Source organism: Streptomyces sp. RB17 (assembly GCF_009604455.1).
GTDB lineage: Bacteria > Actinomycetota > Actinomycetes > Streptomycetales > Streptomycetaceae > Streptomyces.
In genome coordinates this window covers 589,283-607,777 of sequence record NZ_WEGL01000002.1, presented here as the reverse complement: position 1 = coordinate 607,777, position 18,495 = coordinate 589,283, and the positions used below count along the sequence as shown (strand labels likewise).

Sequence of the window (18,495 nt, the reverse complement as noted above, 5' to 3'; positions counted from 1 at the left end):
CACCGGGAGCTGTACCCCGCCGGCGCCACCTGCGCCCCGGCTGCCGCCGAGGCCCGCCGTCAAGTGGACTCGCGCTGGACCACCGAGGCGCCAAGAACCTTGTGCACCTCGGGCTCGGCGCCGGGGTCGCGGACCGCCCGGTCGACCAGTTCGGCGAGGTCGCGGCCCGAGGGCAGCTCGATGTGCACCGTGCTGAGCCGGGGCCGCAGCAGCCGGCCGAGCATCAGGTCGTCGGCGCCGATGACCGCCACGTCCTCGGGGATGCGCACGCCCGCGTCCTGCAGGGCGCGCATCAGGAGCATCGCGTACTCGTCGTTGTAGGCGAACACCGCATCGAGGTCCAACTCCCCCCAGCGGGCGGCGAGTTGGCTGGCGGATTCCTCCGTGTACGCGAGCGGGAGCCCGGTCACGGCGGCATCCGTGCCGCGCAGCGCCCGGCGCACACCGGCGAGCCGGGGCCGGGAGTACACCTCCAGACCGGACTCCTCGGGCACCACCACACCGATCCGGCGCCGGCCCCGGGCGTGGAGATGGGCGCCCGCACACTCACCGACGGCGTCGTGGTCCATGAGCAGGGCGTGCGCGCCGTCGACACGTCCGGGGCCGAGGGTGACCACCGCCCGGGCACCGGAGCGCTTGAGGACCCCGACGCCCTGCGGCCCGAGTCCCGCACCGGGCACCAGGACGGCGACCGGCCGCAACTCCGCCCAGGCGCGGGCCGCTTCGTCGCCCTGGAGGCCGACGGCGCCGTACTGCACGACGGTGTAGTCGAGCCGGCCGAGCTCCCCCTGCAGTTCATTGAGGAACCCGCTGTAGAGCGGGCCCACCGGGATCGCCGGGGCGGGCATGAGGACCATACGGCTGTGTCCGGCGCGCAGGCTGCGGGCGGCGGCGTGGGGGACGTACCCCAGTTCCCGTGCGGCCTCACGCACGCGGCGGCGCGTCGGTTCGCTGATCCGTACGGCGCTGGTGTTGTTGAGGACATAGGACACGGTCGCGCGCGAGACGCCCGCCAGGCGGGCCACATCGGCACTCGTGGGCGTGTTCGGTATCTGCACCATGACAGACCGCATCTTGGCAGAGGGGCGGGGGCCGGGAAGAAGCGGGTCGACGTGGTTCACGGTTCGACGAAATCTGCGGCGACCTGTTGAGCGGTTTGTCGATGCTGCTCGCAGATGCCCCACCTTGTTCTGTACACATTCGGCGTCCTGAAGTCACCTCTCGCCGATCCCGCACCTCTCACGCGCGAGTTCCACGACATTGGTGAGGCCGTCTACCGGAAGATCAGTCAGCAGGTGACGAACTTGTTCGTAACGAACGTGTTCGTTACGGTGGAGTCATGGCCGCTTCTCCCCGCTCCCGTCGCGAGCGTCCCGCCAAGCCCGCCCTGACCCGGGAGGGCATCGTCGCCGCCGCCGTCGCGATCCTGCGCGCGGAAGGACTGCGCAAGGTGACGATGCGGCGACTGGCGCAGGAACTCGATACCGGCCCGGCCTCGCTGTACGTCTACGTCCGCAACACGGACGAACTGCACGCGGCCGTCCTGGACGAGCTGCTCGGCTCGGTCGCCCCGGTCCCGGCCGGGGGCGACTGGCGGCAGCGGCTGGAGAAGGTGCTGACCGCCTACACCGCCATGCTCCTGGAACATCCGAGCCTGGCCCGCTCGGCACTGACCGCGTGGCCGAGCGGGCCGAACTATCTGCGGCTCGTCGAGACCCTGCTCGACCTGCTCCGGTCGGGCGGGGTGCCCCGGGCGCAGGCCGCGTGGGGCGTCGACCTGTTGCTGCAGCACGCCACCGCGACCGCCGCCGAGCACGCCGGGGAGGACACCCCCGGCGAGTGGCGGGCGCTGGCCCGCGCCCTGCGCGAGGCGCCGTCCGACACCCATCCGCACATCGCCGCGAGCGCCGACGCACTGCTCGCCGGCACGCCCGAGGCCCGCCTTTCGTGGGCCTTCCGGACCCTGATCAACGGCATCGAGCGCACCGCCGTACCCGACTGACCGGCCAGGAGGCCCCCATGAGCACCACCTGTCCCCACCACCCGATCGCCGTCGTCGGCGCGGGCCTCGGCGGGCTCGTGCTCGCCCGTGTTCTGCAGGTGCACGGCATAGCAGCCGCCCTCTTCGACCTGGACCCCGGGCCGGCCGCCCGGACCCAGGGAGGCATGCTCGACATCCACGAGGACTCCGGCCAGGAGGCGCTGCGGGCGGCCGGGCTGCACGAGGAGTTCCGGAAACTGGTCCACCCCGGTGGCCAGGCCCTGCGCGTCCTCGACCGGCACGCCACCGTCCGGCTCGCCGAGGACGACGACGGCTCCGGCGGCCGGCCCGAGATCGACCGCGGGGACCTGCGTGAGCTGCTGCTCGGCTCACTGACCGAGGGCACGGTCCGCTGGGGCGCCAAGGTCACCGGTGCGCGATCGATGGGCGACGGCCGACACGAGGTCGCCCTGGCCGACGGCACCGCGTTCACCACGGACCTGCTGGTCGGCGCGGACGGCGCGTGGTCCCGCATCCGCCCGCTGCTCTCCCCGGCCCGGCCCGCGTACACGGGTGTGTCGTTCGTCGAGGCCGACCTGACGGAGGCGGATCTGCGCCACCCGGAGAGCGCGGCGGTCGTCGGCGGCGGGATGCTGTTCGCGCTCGGCGCGGGCCGGGGCTTCCTCGCGCACCGCGAGAGCGACGGCAGTCTGCATGTGTACGCGGCCGTCGAGGCGCCCGAGGACTGGCTGGACGGCATCGACTTCGGCGACACCGAGGCGGCGAAGACGGCGGTACTGAAGGAGTTCGACGGCTGGGACGAGAGCCTGCGGAGCCTGGTCGCCGACGCGGACGGGGCGCTGGTGCCCCGGCGGATCCACGCACTGCCGGTCGGCCAGCGCTGGGACCGGGTGCCCGGGGTCACCCTGCTCGGGGACGCGGCCCATCTGATGTCGCCGTTCGCGGGCGAGGGCGCCAATCTGGCCCTGCTCGACGGCGCCGAACTGGCCCTCGCCCTGGTCGCGCACCCCGCCGACACCGAGGCAGCGCTGACCGCGTACGAGGACCGGATGTTCGAGCGCGCGGAACGGTCCGCGGCGGAGTCGGCGCAGAGCGCCGCGCTCCTGTTCCGCCCGGACGCACCACAGGGGCTGCTCGACATGTTCGCAACCCGGAGCGACTGACCGGGGCGGGGCGGCGATGGAGGCGACTCGGCGCGGAGCGCGGAGCGCGGTGACCGCGGGTGGCCAAGCCGAGGCCAGGCGAGGCGGACAGGGCAACAGACCCAGGCCCAGCGACAGGGTTCGCGGAACAGCCAAGCCGCGGCCCCGCGAGGCAGACAAGGCAACAGACCCAGGCCCAGCGGCACGGTTCGCGGGGCGGCCAGGCCGATGCTCTCGGTGAGGCGGCCGTGGGGTGGCAAGGCCTGCGTCCAGCGACGGAACCACGTGGTGGCCGTGCCGGGCTCGGCCTCGTGCGGACCGTGGGCCGGCGCCGAGCGGGACGGCCTCGTGCGAGCCTCGGCCGGGCGCCCGGCCGACCGGAGCTCAGCTGGGCGGGCGGGTGCCGGTGACGCGGGCGACCAGGTCGATCCAGCCGGCCTCCAGGCGCTCCATGGGCATCCCGCACTGCCTGGTCTGGTGGTGGATGAGGGCCGGGTCGAGCGAGTTGAGAAGGGTCTGGGACAGCAGTTCGCAGTCGGCGTCCGGCACGATCTGCCGCAGCAGCATCGTGACGTGCGTGCGCAGCGCGGTGACCGCCGGGTGGGAGAACCGGCGGGTCGGTTCCGTCTGGGCGGCCAGCTGCAGGTCGAGCTGCTCGACCGAGCGGTACAGCACCGCCACGCCGAACGCCCGCAGGCGCTCCAGGGGCAGCGCCCCGGGCCCCAGCGGCGGGGGCCCGCCCAGAAAGTCGGCCTGCAGCTTCCGGTCCGAGTGGTCGAGCAGGGCCATGAGCAGCCCCGTGCGGTCGCCGAAGCGGCGGAACACCGTCCCCTTGCCCACCTGGGCCGCCACCGCGACCGCCTCCATGGTGACCCCGGCCACCCCGTGCTCCGCGATCAGCCGGGAGGCGGCCTCCAGCAGCCGGGCCCGGTTGCGCGCGGCGTCGGCACGCAGGCATGGTTCCTCGGGCCCCATGCCGACCTCGAGCAACTGAGGGGCTTCGAGGGGCTCTTGGGGTGGCGGGAACGGCGGCAGCGCGCTGGGCATGAAGACAGCGTAAAGCATGGGGAACAAAACTGGACCACGGTCCGGTTAGGGTGATACAAATCTAAGCGGACCTCGGTCCGGATCGTAAACGGCGATGTTTCACCCTCTTGGAGTGTTCCCCATGTCTGTTCGCATCCTCGCGCTCGTCGGCAGCCTTCGCGCGGGTTCGCACAACCGCCAGCTCGCCGAGGCCGCTGTCAAGCTCGCTCCGGAGGGCGCCGAGGTCGTGCTGTACGAGGGCCTGGCCGACGTCCCCTTCTACAACGAGGACATCGACGTCGAGGGAAGCGTCCCGGCCACCGCCGCCAAGCTGCGCGAGGCCGCGCAGTCCGCCGACGCCTTCCTGCTCTTCTCCCCCGAGTACAACGGCACCATCCCGGCCGTCCTGAAGAACGCCATCGACTGGCTGTCCCGCCCGTACGGCGCCGGCGCCTTCGGCGGCAAGCCCGTCGCCGTGATCGGCACCGCGTTCGGCCAGTACGGCGGCGTGTGGGCGCAGGACGAGACCCGCAAGGCGGTCGGCATCGCCGGCGGCAAGGTGATCGAGGACATCAAGCTGTCCATCCCGGGCTCGGTGACCCGCTTCGCCGAGACCCACCCGGTCGACGACGCCGAGGTCGCCGCCCAGCTGACCGAGGTCGTCGCCCGTCTGCACGGCAACGTGGGCGAGGTCGCGGCCGCCTGAGCCGCATCCCAGCAGGCAGGGGCCGGATCCGTCCGGCCCCTTGTCGCGTTCCCGCGACTCAGTCGAGGCCGGCCAGTCGCTCCACCGCCGGGGCCGCGAAGCGCTCCATCCACGCGGAGGTCGCGCCGAGCCGGGGGCAGAGGATCATCGTGTCGATGCCGAGCTTGGTGTAGCCCTCCATGTCCCGCAGGAAGGCGTCGAGGTCGCCCGCGGTGGCGTGCTCGCCGGTGTGGGCGACGGTCTTGCGGATGGTGTCGTAGTCCCGCCCGACGCTCTCGCAGTGGCCACGCAGCACCTTCAGCTTGTGGCGCAGTTCCTCGGGCGAGGACGGGATGAGGTTGCACGCGTCGGCGTAGCGGGCCACCAGCCGCAGGGTCTTCTTCTCTCCGCCGCCGCCGATCATGATCTCCGGGTGCGGGCTGCTCACCGGCGCGGGGACGCACAGGGTCTCCGCGAGCCGGTAGTGCCTCCCCTCGAACGGGCCGTTGTCGTCCGGGTCCCACATCTGCAGACAGATCCGCAGCGTCTCGTCCAGCCGCTCGAAACGTTCCGCGAGCGGAGGGTACGGCACGCCGAGGCCGTGGTGTTCGCGGTCGTACCAGGCGGCTCCGATGCCCAGCGTGGCCCGGCCTCCGGAGAGGACGTCGAGCGTGGTGGCGATCTTGGCGAGCAGCCCGGGACGGCGGTACGTCACCCCGCTCACCAGGGCGCCGAGTCGGACACCGGAGGTGTGGGCGGCGAGGTAGCCGAGCGTGGTGTACGCCTCCAGCATGGGGGCCTCGGCGCCGCCGTTGAACTCCATCTGGAAGTAGTGGTCCATCACCGACAGCCAGCTCACCCCGGCCGCCTCGGCGGCGGCACCGGCGGCGGCGAGTTCGCCGCCGAGCGCGGGCCCGCCCCCGGGATGGTCGAACCGGTTGATGTGCACACCCACGCGCATGGTCGTCTCCGTCCGTCCGGACCGTTCGCTCGAGGCTTTCGACGCTAGGCGCTGGAGCGCGCTCGAAGTCAACCGACACGGGCGGACCATCCTGGCCGGACAGGAGCGCTTCCCGTCGCACGCCGGTCCGCCCACGCCGGCCGCGCACCGCATGCCCCCGAGGATCACCAGCCCGACGGAAGCGGGCCGCCACGACGGCCACCTCGGCCACCCACCGGCCGAGCATGGGCCTACCCCGTCACCCCCATCCACCGGCCGAGCACGAGCCAACCCCATGCCCCACGCCCACCGGCCGAGCACGAGCCAACCCCATGCCCCATGCCCACCGGCCGAGCACGCGCCGGCCCATGGCCTCGCGCACACCCCGCCGCCCACGCACCTCCCCCATCGCCCACGCCCACCCGCCGAACACCCCCGACCCCCGGCCCCACGCCCACCCACCGAACACGCACATCCCCCATCACCCCACGCCCACCCACCGAACACCCCCGACCCCCGGCCCCACGCCCACCCACCGAACACGCACATCCCCCATCACCCCACGCGCACCCACCGAACACCCCCGACCCATGGCCCCACGCCTGCCCGCCGAGCACTCGCCTCCCCCATCACTCCACGCCCACCCACCGAGCACGCGCACCTCGTGCCCCGCACCCACCAGCCCGACCACGCACCCACCAGCACCCCTCACCCTCCGACCAACCGCTCCCCCAGCTCGCTGCGCCGGTACAGCACCCGGCGGCCGTCCCGGGCGCGGGTCACCAGGCCCGTGGCGTCCAGGACGCGCAGGTGCTGGGAGACGGCGCTCGGGGTCACGCCCAGCCGGCGGGCGAGTTCCACGGTGGGCAGGGGTTCCCCGAGCAGCCGCAGCAAGGTGGTGCGCGGTGCGCCGAGCAGGGAGGTGAGCGCGGAGGCGTCGGGTGCGGGTTCCGGTTCCCACAGGGTGGCGGTGCCCCGGCCCGGATAGGCGAGCATCGGCGGCGCGTCGGCGCTGATGGGGGGCGCCGGCTTGTGCGCGAACACCGACGGGACCAGCCGCAGACCCCGTCCGGCGCCGTCGATGGCGTGCCGGCCGATCATCCTGTCGACGGTCAGGACGCCGTCCCGCCAGCCGAGGTTCGGATGCAGACCGGAGAAGAGCGAGCGTGCGCCCCCCGTGGCCAGCTGTCCCGCGCGGTGGGTGATGTCGGCCTCCAGGACGAGCCGGATCCGGGGCCAGTGGGGCAGCAGGGCCGTCTGCCAGTAGCGGTGCAGCAACAGGCAGAGGGCGTCGAGGAGTTCGAGGACGGGACCGTCACCGGGGGTGTCGGCCCGCCGCAGCGCGCCTGGCAGCGGGCGCGGGGCGTGCGCGGCGCGCAGGTCGCGTCGTACGACCTCCGGTGGCGTGGCCCGTACGCCGGTCAACTCCTCGTCCAGCGTGGGGGCGTAGCCGGTGGGCCGGGGCGTCAGGAAGTCGGGCAGGGCCAGGGTCGGACCGACCAGGGCCGACAGCAGGGGCAGATCGGCGGGGTCGAGGGCGCCGAGCACGGTGCGGCGCCAGCCGCGGTGCAGGGGGTGCAGGGCGGGGGCGCGCAGGACGCGCAGGCTCTCCATCAGCTGGCTGAGCGGGGAGACGGCGAACCGGGTGTCGGCGAGGTCGTCGGCCCCGAGCCGAAAGCTGATCATTTAGCCCCCGTCTACATCCTTCGCCAACCGCCCGCGCAGGGCGTGGACTTCGGCACATGACGGATCACCACACCGGGCAGCGTACCCCGCGGCTCGTCGCGCTGCTGGCGCTGGCCTGCGGGGTCGCGGTCGGCAATGTGTACTTCCCGCAGGCCGTCGCGCCGCTCGTCGCCACGGGCCTCGGCGTCTCCCCCGGCACGGCGGCCGGGGTGGTCACCGCGACCCAGTTCGGCTACGCCGCCGGCATCTTCCTGCTCGTTCCGCTCGGCGACCGGCTGCCGCCCCGCCCGCTGCTGGTCACCCTTCTCGCCCTGACCTGCCTCGGCCTGTGCGCCGCAGCCGCCGCGCCCGGGCTGCCGCCGCTGCTCGCGGCGAGCGTGCTGGTCGGCGCGAGCACGGTGATCGCCCCGCTGGCCGGCCCGCTGGCGGCCGGACTGGTCCCGGCGGAGCGGCGGGGCGTGGTCGGCGGCACGCTGCTGAGCGGGGCGCTGGCGGGCATGCTGCTGTCCCGCACGGCCGGCGGCGCCCTCGGCGACCGGCTGGGCTGGCGGGCGCCGTACGCCCTCGCGGCCCTGCTCACGCTCGCGGTGGCCCTGCTCCTGGCCCGCGCGCTCCCGGCCGCGGCGGCGCCGTCCCGGCAGCGCTACCCGCGGCTGCTGACCGAGCCCGTCCGCCTGCTGTTCGCCGAACCGTCCCTGCGCCGGTCCTCCTTCTACCAGGCGACGGTGTTCGCCGGTTTCTCCGCCGTGTGGACGGGGGTGGCACTGCTGCTGACGGGCCCGGCATACGGCCTGGGCGCGGACGCGGTCGGACTGCTCGCGCTGGTCAACGCGGCGACCATGCTGGTCACGCCGGTCGCGGGCCGGCTGGTGGACCGGCGCGGCGCCGACGCGGTGAACCTGGTCTGCTTCCTGCTGGTCCTGGCCTCCGCGGCGGTCCTCGCCCTCGGCGGCCTCGGCGGCACCCCCGGTCTGCTGTCCCTGGTGGCGGGCACGCTGCTGCTGGACGTCGGCATGCAGTCGGGCATGGTCGCCAACCAGGTGCGCGTCTACGCCCTCGCCGCGAACGTCCGCAGCCGCCTCAACACCGCCTACATGACCTGTGCCTACCTGGGCGGCAGCCTCGGCTCCTGGCTCGGCTCCCGGGCGTACGCGGGGTACGACTGGTCCGGGGTGTGCGCTCTGCTCGCGCTGCTGACCGGGCTGGGTCTCGTACGGCACCTGGGTGCACGGGCCGCTGCGCGGACGGTGGTTGCCGGCGGACCAGGCGGGGAGGTGTGCGGGGCCTCCCGGGGGGACCGGCCGCCGCCCGAGGCATCCGGGCGAAAGCCTTACGGCTGACCGGTTGTGAGGTTACCGTTCGGTAGACATCGGTACCGGAGAGTCCCGGAGGTGCCCGCCCATGACGCACGACCGTTCCGCCGGCCTGGTCGAGACCCGGCGTGCGCTCGCCGACGGGGAGGTGACCTCGCGTGCGCTGGTGGAGCGGGCGCTGGCCCGGATCGAGGCCACGCAGGGGACGCTGAACGCCTTCCGCATCGTACGGGCGGAGGCCGCGCTCGCCGAAGCGGACGCCGCCGACCGGGAGTTGGCGACCGGGGCGCGGCGTCCGCTGCTCGGGGTGCCGGTGGCGGTGAAGGACGACATGGACGTGGCCGGGGAGCCGACCGCGTTCGGCTGTGCGGGCGCGTTCCCGCCGGTCGCCGAGGACGGGGAGGCGGTACGGCGGCTGCGTGCGGCCGGCGCCGTGATCGTCGGCAAGACCAACACGTGCGAGCTGGGGCAGTGGCCCTTCACCGAGGGACCGGCGTTCGGGGACACCCGCAACCCCTGGAACCCCGCGCACACACCCGGGGGTTCGTCCGGGGGCTCGGCCGCCGCCGTCGCGGCCGGGCTCGTCCCCGCCGCGCTCGGCTCCGACGGCGCCGGCTCGGTGCGCATCCCGGCCGCGTGGACCGGCCTGGTCGGCATCAAGCCGCAGCGGGGCCGTATCTCCACCTGGCCGCGCGGCGAGTCCTTCCAGGGCATCACGGTCAACGGCACCCTCGCCCGTACGGTCGCCGACGCGGCCCTGCTGCTGGACGCGGCGAGCGGCAACCACGACCGGGATCCGCACCGGCCGCCCGCGCTGACGGTGGCGGACGCGGTCGGCCGCGACCCGGGCCGGCTGCGGATCGCCCTGTCCCTGAAGCCGCCGTTCACCGCCGTACCGGCCCGGCTGCACCCGGAGCTCCGCGCCCGGGTCGTCGAACTCGCCGGAAGACTGGCCGCGTTGGGGCACGACGTCGAGGAGGCCGACCCACCCTACGGGCAGATCGGGCTGACCTTCGTGCCACGCGCCACCGCGGGCATCGCCGAGCACGTCCGCGAGGCACCCGACCCGGCACTGCTCGATCCGCGCACCCGGGGCGCGGCCCGGCTCGGCCGGCTGCTCGGCGGGGCCCCGCTCCGGGCGGCCCGGCGTGCGGAGGCGGTGCTGCACCGGCGGATCGGCCGGTTCTTCGCGTCGTACGACGTGATCCTCGCGCCGACGACGGCCGCTCCCCCGCCCCGGATCGGCGCCCTGTACCGGCTGCCCGGGCCGGCCACGGACCGGGCGATGATCGCCGCCTGCCCGTACGCCTGGCCGTGGAACGTGCTGGGCTGGCCGGGCGTGAACGTGCCCGCGGGGTTCGTCGGCGACGGCCTGCCGGTGGGGGCGCAGTTGCTCGGGCCCGCGTACAGCGAACCGCTGCTGGTGTCCGTCGCCGCCCAGTTGGAGACGGAGCTGCGCTGGCACGACCGGTGGCCGCCGCGGTCCACCTCGGTGACGCGGGCCGCCTGACGGCCGTTTCGCCGGTCCCTGTGGTCCACCACGGAAACGGGCGGACCGCGGTCCCGGCACAGGACCGTCCGCGCGGCGGGCGGAGCCTCGGCGAGCAGCCGGAGCGGGACGTCCGGTGCGAGGACCTCACGCCGTCACGCCGTGAGCAGGCCGATTCCCAGGGCGATCAGCGCGATGCCCTTCAGCAGCTCCAGCCCCACGTACCAGAAGTGGCTGCGGGAGCGGGGCAGTTCCTCCCCGGCGAGGATCCGGTCGGAGCGGCGGTTGAGGTAGGGCCGGACGGCGGCCGGCTGGGCGAGAAGCAGCACCGCGGCAACCGCGGTCAGCGCCGTGATCCCGGCCGGGGCACCGCCCACGGCGATCGCCGCGATGACGACGACGGCCGGCACCACCTCCACGGCGTTCAGCGCGCGGAAGACCAGCCGGCCTGTGCCCAGGCCGACCGGGATGGTCACGCCCGGTGCACGGAACTTCAGCGGGGCCTCCAGGAAGGAGATCGCCAGCACCATGCCGAGCCAGACGAACGTGACCGCGCTAGCGGTGGCGGCGGACGTGACGTTCATTGCGGGGCCTTTCTCCGCCGGGGGCCGGCGGATGGAGTGCGTGGGAGTGGGGGAGCGTTCTCAGTGAGGCGATACGGAGTGCCGCGCCGACGGTATGGATCGGGGTCCGGGGCGGTGGTCCGGCGGGCGGCTGCGGGCAGCGGGCAGCGGGCGCGCACGGGCCGGCCCGGTTCGGGTCGCGCTCTCCGTCGCCGGACAGGCCGGTCAGGCGGCCCTGGTCGCGGCCAAGTGGGCCACGCAGGAGTCGGGTTCGGCGAAGGGCTCCAGACCCGTGGCCGTCAGCGGGGCGCCCAGCCGGTCCAACGCGCCCTGCATCAGGCCAAGATGGAGCGGGCACACCACCTTCCCGTACTCCTCGGCGAGTTCCAGGAAGGGGCAGTGCCGCAGCCGGATCCGTGGGGGCGGCCCGCCGGGCTCGTCCGCTCCCTCCGCCTGCGGAGCGAAGCCCAACTCGCCCAGCAGGGCGAGGAGTACGGCCACCGAGCGACCTGCCGTCGGCTCCTCGAACGGGGGCGGCGGCTGCACCAGGTGACCACCCCACGCCCGGCCCGTCTGCATCGCCTCCTCACGCACCGTCGCCGGGTCGGCGGACGCCCACCGGCTGAGCAGCATGCGCGCGAGGAGCCGGTAGTCACGCGTGCCGGCGCGGTCCATGCCGGGAAGCGCACTGTAGACGGTGCGGGGCCGGCCGGGTCCCGGGGACGGCTCGGCCCGGCGCTCGACCAGACCCTCGGCCACCAGGATGTCCAGATGGAACCGCACCGTGTTCGGGTGGACGCCCATGCGCTCGGCCGTCTCCGCGACGCCGAGCGGTGAGGGCGCGGAGCGCAGCACGTCCAGCACCTCTCGGCGGCGCGGGCTCTGTCGTGTGGTCACCTGCGGCCCCCTCTCCCACCTGTGCTGATTTTTCACTAAGCCCACATGTATTAATTGTGGGGTGAGCAGAGGGGTCGGTGGTTGCCTGTTCGCAGGGAGACGGAAGAGCCGAGGGGAACAGCAGATGACGTCGCACTCCGCGACCGACACCGGACCGGCCGGCCGCACCGAGGCGGACGCACGCGTGCTGTGCGACACCCGGGCCCTGGCCGAGTCTCCGCCGCTGCCCGGCGGGGTGCTGTGGAAGCTGGCCGAGAGCGGACGGCAGCTCGACGCCAACGTGGTCCGGCTCGCCCCGGGCGACCGGATCACGGCGCACACCGAGAGGCAGTTGGATGTGATGCTCCTGGTCGTGTCGGGGGACGGCGTGCTCGGCGCGGGCCCCGCCGACGGACCGCAGCCGCTCACCGAGGGCGCCCTGGCCTGGCTGCCGCACGGCGCGCAGCGCAGCATCACCGCCGGCGAGCCGGGCCTGACCTATGTGACCGTGCATCGACGCCGCCCTGGACTGTGGATCGGCACCCGCCCCCAGGCCTGACCGGTCACACGCCCGACGGCGCCGACCGGTCACAACCCCGACGGGCCGACCGGTCACCAAGACCCGAACGGTCACCGAGCCCCACCTCTCGGACCCTCCGCCGCAACGCCCCCACGGCAGGCGCCCCTTGCCCCGCGGGACCGTGCCACTAGGGTGCCCCCGTGACCACGTTTACCGATGAGAACGTCCCCGGCCGCTACGGCCCCACCGCGACCACCGAGGCCGACCCCCGCGACGTCGGCCGGGTGCGCACCGAGTACTCCCCGGCCCACGACGGCGACCCGGACCCGGGCGAGATCGTGTGGACCTGGGTGCCGTTCGAGGAGAACGACGGCCGGGGCAAGGACCGCCCGGTGCTGGTCGTCGCACGAGAAGCGGCCGGCACCTTTCTCGCCGTACAGCTCTCCAGCAAGCGGCACGACGGCGACCGGGAGTGGGTCGCGATCGGCAGCGGACCCTGGGACCGGTCGGGCCGGGACTCATGGGTGGACGTGGACCGCGTCCTGCGGCTCCACGAGGACGGCATGCGCCGCGAGGCGTGCGCGCTGGACCGGATGCGCTTCAACCTCGTCCGACAGCGACTGCACGAGCGCTACGGCTGGACCTGACCCGCGTACGGCGCGTCGGCCGCGTTGCCGCGCGACTCCGGGAACGCCCTGGTGAACGCCTCCCGGACCACCGTTCCCGGCGTCCGGTCCAGCACGCCGAACACCACATGCTGAAACGTCCCGGCGAACCGGCCGCCGGGACCGAGCAACGCCCGGAACGCGCCCGCGACCTGCGCCGGGTCGTTCTGGAAGACTCCGCAGCCCCAGGCGCCGAGCACCAGCCGGCCGTAGCCGTGGGCGGCGGCCGTCTCCAGTACGCGCTCGGCCCGCACCGCGAGCGCGGCCGGCAGCTCCGCGGCGCGCCGCGGCTCCGTGCGCCGTACGACGCCCGCGTTCGGGGCGGCCGCGGTCAGGAAACCCGCGAGGTACGGCTCGGGCAGCAGCCGGGCCCGGTCGTCCCGGAAGACGGGGACCGCCGGGGAGTGGATCAACCGGTCCGTGTAGAAGGGGTCGCGGTGGGTGCGGTGGTGGTCGTAGAAGGAGCCGGCCGCCAGCAGGCAGGTGTACAGGGCGGAGGCGCGGCACAGGGCCTCCTCCTGGGCCTGTGCGCCGTTGAGGTAGCCGCCGCCGGGGTTCCGTGCGGAGGCGAAGTTCAGGACGGCGACCGGGGCGCCGGCCAGCCGGCGGGCCGCCTCGAGGCTGCTCTCCCCGGTGACCTCGACAACGGTGTCCGCCGTGGGCTCCGAGCCCGTCCCGGCGTCGCCCATGGCACCGGCGCCACCCGACTGCCGTAGGGATACCGGTTCCGGGCCGAACATCCGCGTACCGGCCCGCGCGGCCTCGATCTGCGCCGCGAGGGAGACATCGCGGCCGTCCGGCGTGCGATACCGGCCCGCCGCCACGATCCTCTCGGTCTCCGCGGCGATCCCGCGCAGGCGCGCGCTCACGGCGCCACCCCCGTGGGCGTCGTGTCCGCGGCCTGCGCGGTCTCCCCCGTCGTGCTCATGCACGCATCCTGGGTGATCCTGGTGATGCGGCGCAACGGAGTTTCCCGCCCCCGGAACGGTCCGGAGAACGCCCACGGAAACGGAGATGACCGAACCGGAACGTCCCCAGGGGCACCCTTGTGCGAATCGGCCCGAGGGTCTTGGGTGGGACGAGTGCCTGCCCGGCCCGACGATCGAACCGGGCCGGTGGCATGGTGGAATCTTCAGGAGGATCCCGACATGTCCGATTCCCAGAGTGACGGTGGCGACTGTACGGACCACCGCACGGCCGTCGCCGAAGCCGAGGTGGAGGCCCTGGTCCGGGGCATCTGCTTCAAGACCGGGCCGCCCCGCGCGCTCGGTGTCGAACTGGAATGGCTCATCCAAGAGCTGCGGATGCCGCAGCTCCCCGTGACACCCGAACGACTCGAAGCGGTGTACGCCGCACTGCGGGCCCTGCCCCTGCGGTCGCCGCTCACCGTGGAGCCCGGCGGCCAGCTGGAGCTGAGCTCGCCGCCCGCCGCCTCCCTGATGGAGTGCATCCGCACCGTCTCCGCCGACCTGGACACCGTCCGCGCCGTCCTCGCCGAGGAAGGACTCGGTCTGGTCGGCATCGGCCACGATCCCTGGCACGCCCCCCGCCGGTTCCTGCACGAGCCGCGGTACGACGCGATGGAGACCTGCCTGGACCGCACCGGTCCGGCGGGCCGGCACATGATGTGTGCCTCCGCCTCCGTGCAGGTCTGCGTGGACGCCGGCCATGAGGAGCCGGGCCCGCTCGGGTACCGGCGCCGCTGGTGGCTGGCCCATCAGCTGGGAGCGGTACTGGTGGCCGCGTTCGCCAACTCCCCGCTGCTCGGCCGCGAGCCCACGGGCTGGATGTCCACCCGGCAGCTGATGTGGATGGAGATCGGCGCCGGCCGTGCGGGGGCGCCCCCGCTGGACGGCGACCCCCGGGCCGCCTGGGCCCGGCACGTGCTCGACTCACCGGTGATGTGTGTGCGCCGGGACAGCGGGCCGTGGGAGGTGCCCGAGGGGCTCACCTTCCGGGAGTGGATCCGTTCCCGTTCGCCCCGGCCGCCCACCCGGGCGGACCTGGACTACCACCTGACCACCCTGTTCCCGCCGGTCCGGCCCCGCGGCCACCTGGAGCTGCGGATGATCGACGCGCAGCCCGGCGACGACGGCTGGATCGTGCCGCTCGCGGTGACGGCGGCGCTGTTCGACGACCCGGCGGCCGCCGAGACGGCGTACCGGGGCGTCAAGCGCCTCGCGGAACGGTCCCTGAACCTGCCCGCCCCGCACAACCCGTTGTGGACCGACGCGGCGCGCCTCGGCCTCGCCGACCCGGAGCTGCGCGAGGTCGCCGCCATGTGTTTCGCGGCGGCGCTGCAGGCCCTGCCCCGGCTCGGTGCCACCACCGAGGTGACCGATGCGGTGGCCGCGTATCTGGACCGCTATGTCGCCCGGGGCCGCTGCCCGGCCGACGACCTGCTGGACCGGCCGGCCGGCCGGGGCCTGCCCCCGTCCCCGCCCGGCCGCACCGCCCACAGGAGGAAGGACATCCGCACATGACCGCCCCCGAGACCGACACCGCGACGACCGAGGTGGACACCGAGACACTCCGCGAGCGGGTGCTGGCCTCCCTGACCACCGCGCGGGCCCGCACCACGCTGCTGACCAGCTGCGTCGAGGAGCCCGACCTCACCGCCCAGCACTCGCCGCTGATGTCCCCGCTGGTGTGGGACCTCGCCCACATCGGCAACCAGGAGGAGCTGTGGCTGCTCCGGGCCGTCGGCGGCCGGGACGCCATGCGGCCCGAGATCGACGGGCTGTACGACGCCTTCGAGCACCCACGGGCCGAACGGCCCTCGCTGCCGCTGCTGCCGCCCGCCGAGGCCCGCACGTACGCGGCCGAGGTGCGCGGACGGGTCACGGACCTGCTGGCGGGCGCGGACTTCCACGGCACCCGGCTGACCGAGGCCGGGTTCGCCTTCGGGATGATCGCCCAGCACGAACAGCAGCACGACGAGACGATGCTGATCACCCATCAGCTCAGAACGGGGCCACAGGCGCTGACCGCACCGGACCCGGAACCCGCCCCGCTGTTCACCGGTCCGGCCGAAGTCCTGGTCCCCGGCGGCCCGTTCATGATGGGCACCTCGGCCGAGCCGTGGGCGCTGGACAACGAACGCCCGGCGCACGCCCGGGAGGTGGCGCCGTTCTGGATCGACACCACCCCGGTGACGAACGGGGCGTACCAGGCGTTCATCGAGGACGGCGGCTACGACACCGAGCGCTGGTGGACCCCGGAGGGCTGGGCCCACATCAGGCAGCACGCGATCACCGCGCCGCTGTTCTGGCGCCGGGACGGCGACCGCTGGCTGCGGCGGCGCTTCGGGGTCACCGAGGCGGTCCCGCCGGACGAGCCGGTGCTGCATGTGTGCTGGTACGAGGCCGACGCCTACGCCCGCTGGGCCGGTCGGCGGCTGCCCACCGAGGCGGAGTGGGAGAAGGCCGCCCGGCACGACCCGGCCACCGGCCGCTCCATGCGCTACCCGTGGGGCGACGCGGACCCGGCGCCGGAGCACGCCAACCTGGGCCAGCGGCACCTGCGGCCCGCGCCCGCCGGCAGCTACCCGGCGGGCGAATCACCGCTCGGCGTACGGCAGTTGATCGGTGACGTGTGGGAGTGGACGGCGAGCGACTTCCTGCCCTATCCGGGGTTCCGGGCCTTCCCGTACAAGGAGTACTCGGAGGTGTTCTTCGGCTCCGACCACAAGGTGCTGCGCGGCGGTTCGTTCGCCGTGGACCCGGTGGCCTGCCGGGGCACCTTCCGCAACTGGGACTACCCGATCCGGCGGCAGATCTTCTCCGGGTTCCGCACCGCCCGCTCGGAGGCCCTCTGATGTGCCGTCATCTGGCCTATATGGGGCCCGAGGAGCCGCTCGGACGGCTTCTCATGGAGCCGGAGCACAGCCTGGTGCGCCAGTCGTGGGCACCCCGGCGGCAGCGCTACGGGACGGTCAACGCGGACGGCTTCGGGGTCGGCTGGTACGCCCCGGACGACCCTCTTCCGGCGCGCTACCGGCGGGCCGGGCCGATCTGGGCGGACCTGTCCTTCGCCGACCTGGCCCGGGTGGTGCGCTCCGGCTGCGTCCTCGCCGCCGTACGGGACGCGACGCTCGCGGGCGCCGACGCCGAGGCCGCCGCGGCGCCCTTCGCCTGGGGCCGTTGGCTGTTCAGCCACAACGGCGCCCTGGCGGGCTGGCCGGACTCGGCGGCCCCGCTGGTGTCCGCGCTGCCCCCGGTGGAGCTGCTGTCGCTGCAGGCCCGTACCGACTCGGCGTTCGTGTGGGCGCTGGTCCTGCACCGGCTGCGCTCGGGCGACGAGCCGGAGCAGGCCCTCAGTGAAACGGTTCGTCAGCTGACCGGGGCGGCCCCGGCCTCGCGGCTCAACCTGTTGCTGACGGACGGCACGACGATCGCCGCCACCGCCTGGGGCGACACCCTCTGGTACCGCACGGAGCCCGGCCGGAGCACGGTCGTCGCCTCCGAGCCGTACGACGACGACCCGCTCTGGCAGGAGGTCCCCGACCGCACCGTACTCACCGCGAGCCGCGCCGGCGTGCTGCTCGCACCGCTGGAGGATCCCACGTCCTCCCCCACTCTCGACTCCGCTCGAGCGGGGGCGCCCCCATCATCGAAGGAGCCCTGTACGTGAGCCCCTTGCACGTCACCCGCACACTCCCCGAGGACGCGACGGAGGCCGCGCTGCGCGCCGACGTCCTGCACGGCCTCACCGTCAACCCCAAGTGGCTGCCGCCCAAGTGGTTCTACGACGCCCACGGCAGCGAGCTGTTCGAGCAGATCACCGAACTGCCCGAGTACTACCCCACGCGCGCCGAGCGGGAGATCCTCGCCGGCCGGTCCGGCGAGATCGCCGCGGCGAGCGGTGCCCGCACGCTGATCGAACTCGGCTCGGGCTCCTCGGAGAAGACCCGCTTTCTCCTGGACGCGCTCTCGCCCGCGGCCTACGTCCCGGTCGACGTCAGCGAGAGCGCCCTCACCCAGGCCGGACAGGCCCTCGTCGAGGACCGCCCGGATCTCGACGTGCACGCCCTGATCGCCGACTTCACCGCCCCGCTGGCCCTCCCCGCGACTCCGGGCCCCCGGCTGGTGGCCTTCCTCGGCGGTACGATCGGCAACCTGCTGCCCGACGAACGTGCCGGCTTCCTGGCCTCCGTACGCTCCCTGCTCGCGCCGGGCGACGGGCTGCTGCTCGGCACGGACCTGGTCAAGGACGAGCGGGTGCTGGTCCGGGCGTACGACGACGCGGCCGGGGTGACGGCGGCGTTCAACAAGAACGTCCTGGCCGTGGTCGACCGCGAGCTGGGCGCCGACTTCGATCCGGACACCTTCGACCATGTGGCGCTCTGGGATCCGGTGCACGAGTGGATCGAGATGCGGCTGCGCTCCCGTACCGCGCAGACCGTGAAGGTGCCCGCGCTGGACCTGGCCGTGGACTTCGCGGCGGGCGAGGAGCTGCGCACCGAGGTGTCCGCGAAGTTCCGCAAGGAGGGAGTGACCGGCGAACTGGCGGCGGCCGGCCTTGAGTTGACGCACTGGTGGACGGACGCACCGGGCCGCTTCGCGCTGTCCCTGAGCGTGGTGCGGTGA

The 18,495-nt window shown here is 74.0% G+C and carries 18 protein-coding genes and 1 pseudogene; 12 read left to right on the top strand and 7 right to left on the bottom strand.

From position 1 onward, the window contains the following. Positions 1-59: 59 nt before the first annotated feature. Positions 60-1,073: a LacI family DNA-binding transcriptional regulator gene (locus SRB17_RS09665; RefSeq protein WP_194293958.1), complete on the bottom strand. Its 1,014-nt coding sequence runs from the start codon at positions 1,071-1,073 to the stop codon at positions 60-62. A gap of 102 nt (positions 1,074-1,175) precedes the next feature. On the opposite strand from SRB17_RS09665, the pseudogene SRB17_RS46060 reads away from it, so the two are divergent. The 3 genes and pseudogenes from SRB17_RS46060 to SRB17_RS09650 all read left to right on the top strand — a co-directional run. Further along, a pseudogene (locus SRB17_RS46060) lies at positions 1,176-1,292 on the top strand (DUF3291 domain-containing protein); the annotation flags it as partial. A 47-nt stretch (positions 1,293-1,339) separates the two neighbouring features. After that, positions 1,340-2,002, top strand: a complete 663-nt coding sequence (locus tag SRB17_RS09655) for a TetR/AcrR family transcriptional regulator (protein WP_153536769.1) — start codon at positions 1,340-1,342, stop codon at positions 2,000-2,002. Between the two features lie 17 nt (positions 2,003-2,019). Then, positions 2,020-3,165, top strand: coding sequence for an FAD-dependent oxidoreductase (locus SRB17_RS09650; protein ID WP_153536767.1), 1,146 nt, complete (start codon positions 2,020-2,022; stop codon positions 3,163-3,165). A 363-nt stretch (positions 3,166-3,528) separates the two neighbouring features. Here the strand turns inward: SRB17_RS09650 and SRB17_RS09645 are convergent, their stop codons facing one another. Next, positions 3,529-4,209 (bottom strand): TetR/AcrR family transcriptional regulator, encoded by a 681-nt coding sequence (locus SRB17_RS09645; protein WP_194293957.1) that lies wholly within the window; start codon positions 4,207-4,209, stop codon positions 3,529-3,531. A 103-nt stretch (positions 4,210-4,312) separates the two neighbouring features. Between SRB17_RS09645 and SRB17_RS09640 the strand changes: the two genes are divergently transcribed. Then, entirely contained in the window at positions 4,313-4,876 is a 564-nt protein-coding gene (locus tag SRB17_RS09640; protein ID WP_153536765.1) for an NADPH-dependent FMN reductase, read from the top strand. A gap of 58 nt (positions 4,877-4,934) precedes the next feature. Here the strand turns inward: SRB17_RS09640 and SRB17_RS09635 are convergent, their stop codons facing one another. Together SRB17_RS09635 and SRB17_RS09630 are read right to left on the bottom strand one after the other, a co-directional pair. Then, entirely contained in the window at positions 4,935-5,816 is an 882-nt protein-coding gene (locus tag SRB17_RS09635) for an LLM class F420-dependent oxidoreductase (protein ID WP_153536763.1), read from the bottom strand. A gap of 687 nt (positions 5,817-6,503) precedes the next feature. Then, entirely contained in the window at positions 6,504-7,481 is a 978-nt protein-coding gene (locus tag SRB17_RS09630) for an ArsR/SmtB family transcription factor (RefSeq protein WP_153536761.1), read from the bottom strand. A gap of 56 nt (positions 7,482-7,537) precedes the next feature. On the opposite strand from SRB17_RS09630, the gene SRB17_RS09625 reads away from it, so the two are divergent. Together SRB17_RS09625 and SRB17_RS09620 are read left to right on the top strand one after the other, a co-directional pair. Next, the gene (locus SRB17_RS09625) at positions 7,538-8,821 is read left to right on the top strand and encodes an MFS transporter (RefSeq protein WP_153536759.1); all 1,284 of its coding nucleotides are present in this window, start codon (positions 7,538-7,540) and stop codon (positions 8,819-8,821) included. A gap of 61 nt (positions 8,822-8,882) precedes the next feature. Further along, complete coding sequence (locus tag SRB17_RS09620) at positions 8,883-10,304, top strand: amidase (RefSeq protein ID WP_153536757.1); 1,422 nt, start codon at positions 8,883-8,885, stop codon at positions 10,302-10,304. A gap of 134 nt (positions 10,305-10,438) precedes the next feature. Here the strand turns inward: SRB17_RS09620 and SRB17_RS09615 are convergent, their stop codons facing one another. Continuing rightward, positions 10,439-10,867 (bottom strand): hypothetical protein, encoded by a 429-nt coding sequence (locus SRB17_RS09615; protein ID WP_153536755.1) that lies wholly within the window; start codon positions 10,865-10,867, stop codon positions 10,439-10,441. A gap of 204 nt (positions 10,868-11,071) precedes the next feature. Then, positions 11,072-11,743: a helix-turn-helix transcriptional regulator gene (locus tag SRB17_RS09610; RefSeq protein ID WP_323375240.1), complete on the bottom strand. Its 672-nt coding sequence runs from the start codon at positions 11,741-11,743 to the stop codon at positions 11,072-11,074. A gap of 124 nt (positions 11,744-11,867) precedes the next feature. Here SRB17_RS09610 and SRB17_RS09605 point away from each other — a divergent pair, with 124 nt between their 5' ends. Both SRB17_RS09605 and SRB17_RS09600 read left to right on the top strand, forming a co-directional pair. Next, on the top strand, positions 11,868-12,281 hold the full coding sequence (locus SRB17_RS09605; protein WP_153536753.1) for a hypothetical protein: 414 nt from the start codon (positions 11,868-11,870) through the stop codon (positions 12,279-12,281). A gap of 161 nt (positions 12,282-12,442) precedes the next feature. Further along, positions 12,443-12,889 (top strand): type II toxin-antitoxin system PemK/MazF family toxin, encoded by a 447-nt coding sequence (locus tag SRB17_RS09600; protein ID WP_323375239.1) that lies wholly within the window; start codon positions 12,443-12,445, stop codon positions 12,887-12,889. Here the strand turns inward: SRB17_RS09600 and SRB17_RS09595 are convergent. Then, positions 12,874-13,776: a TIGR02452 family protein gene (locus tag SRB17_RS09595; RefSeq protein WP_323375238.1), complete on the bottom strand. Its 903-nt coding sequence runs from the start codon at positions 13,774-13,776 to the stop codon at positions 12,874-12,876. The genes SRB17_RS09600 and SRB17_RS09595 overlap by 16 nt on opposite strands. Positions 13,777-14,055: 279 nt before the next feature. On the opposite strand from SRB17_RS09595, the gene egtA reads away from it, so the two are divergent. From egtA to egtD, 4 genes are read left to right on the top strand one after another with little or no spacing between them, the layout of a single operon-like run. Further along, positions 14,056-15,390, top strand: coding sequence for an ergothioneine biosynthesis glutamate--cysteine ligase EgtA (gene egtA, locus SRB17_RS09590; RefSeq protein WP_153536751.1), 1,335 nt, complete (start codon positions 14,056-14,058; stop codon positions 15,388-15,390). After that, positions 15,387-16,724: an ergothioneine biosynthesis protein EgtB gene (egtB, locus tag SRB17_RS09585; protein ID WP_153536749.1), complete on the top strand. Its 1,338-nt coding sequence runs from the start codon at positions 15,387-15,389 to the stop codon at positions 16,722-16,724. Before egtA ends, egtB begins: the two co-directional genes overlap by 4 nt. Beyond that, the gene (egtC, locus tag SRB17_RS09580; protein WP_153536747.1) at positions 16,724-17,539 is read left to right on the top strand and encodes an ergothioneine biosynthesis protein EgtC; all 816 of its coding nucleotides are present in this window, start codon (positions 16,724-16,726) and stop codon (positions 17,537-17,539) included. Before egtB ends, egtC begins: the two co-directional genes overlap by 1 nt. Beyond that, the gene (gene egtD, locus SRB17_RS09575) at positions 17,536-18,495 is read left to right on the top strand and encodes an L-histidine N(alpha)-methyltransferase (RefSeq protein ID WP_323375237.1); all 960 of its coding nucleotides are present in this window, start codon (positions 17,536-17,538) and stop codon (positions 18,493-18,495) included. Before egtC ends, egtD begins: the two co-directional genes overlap by 4 nt.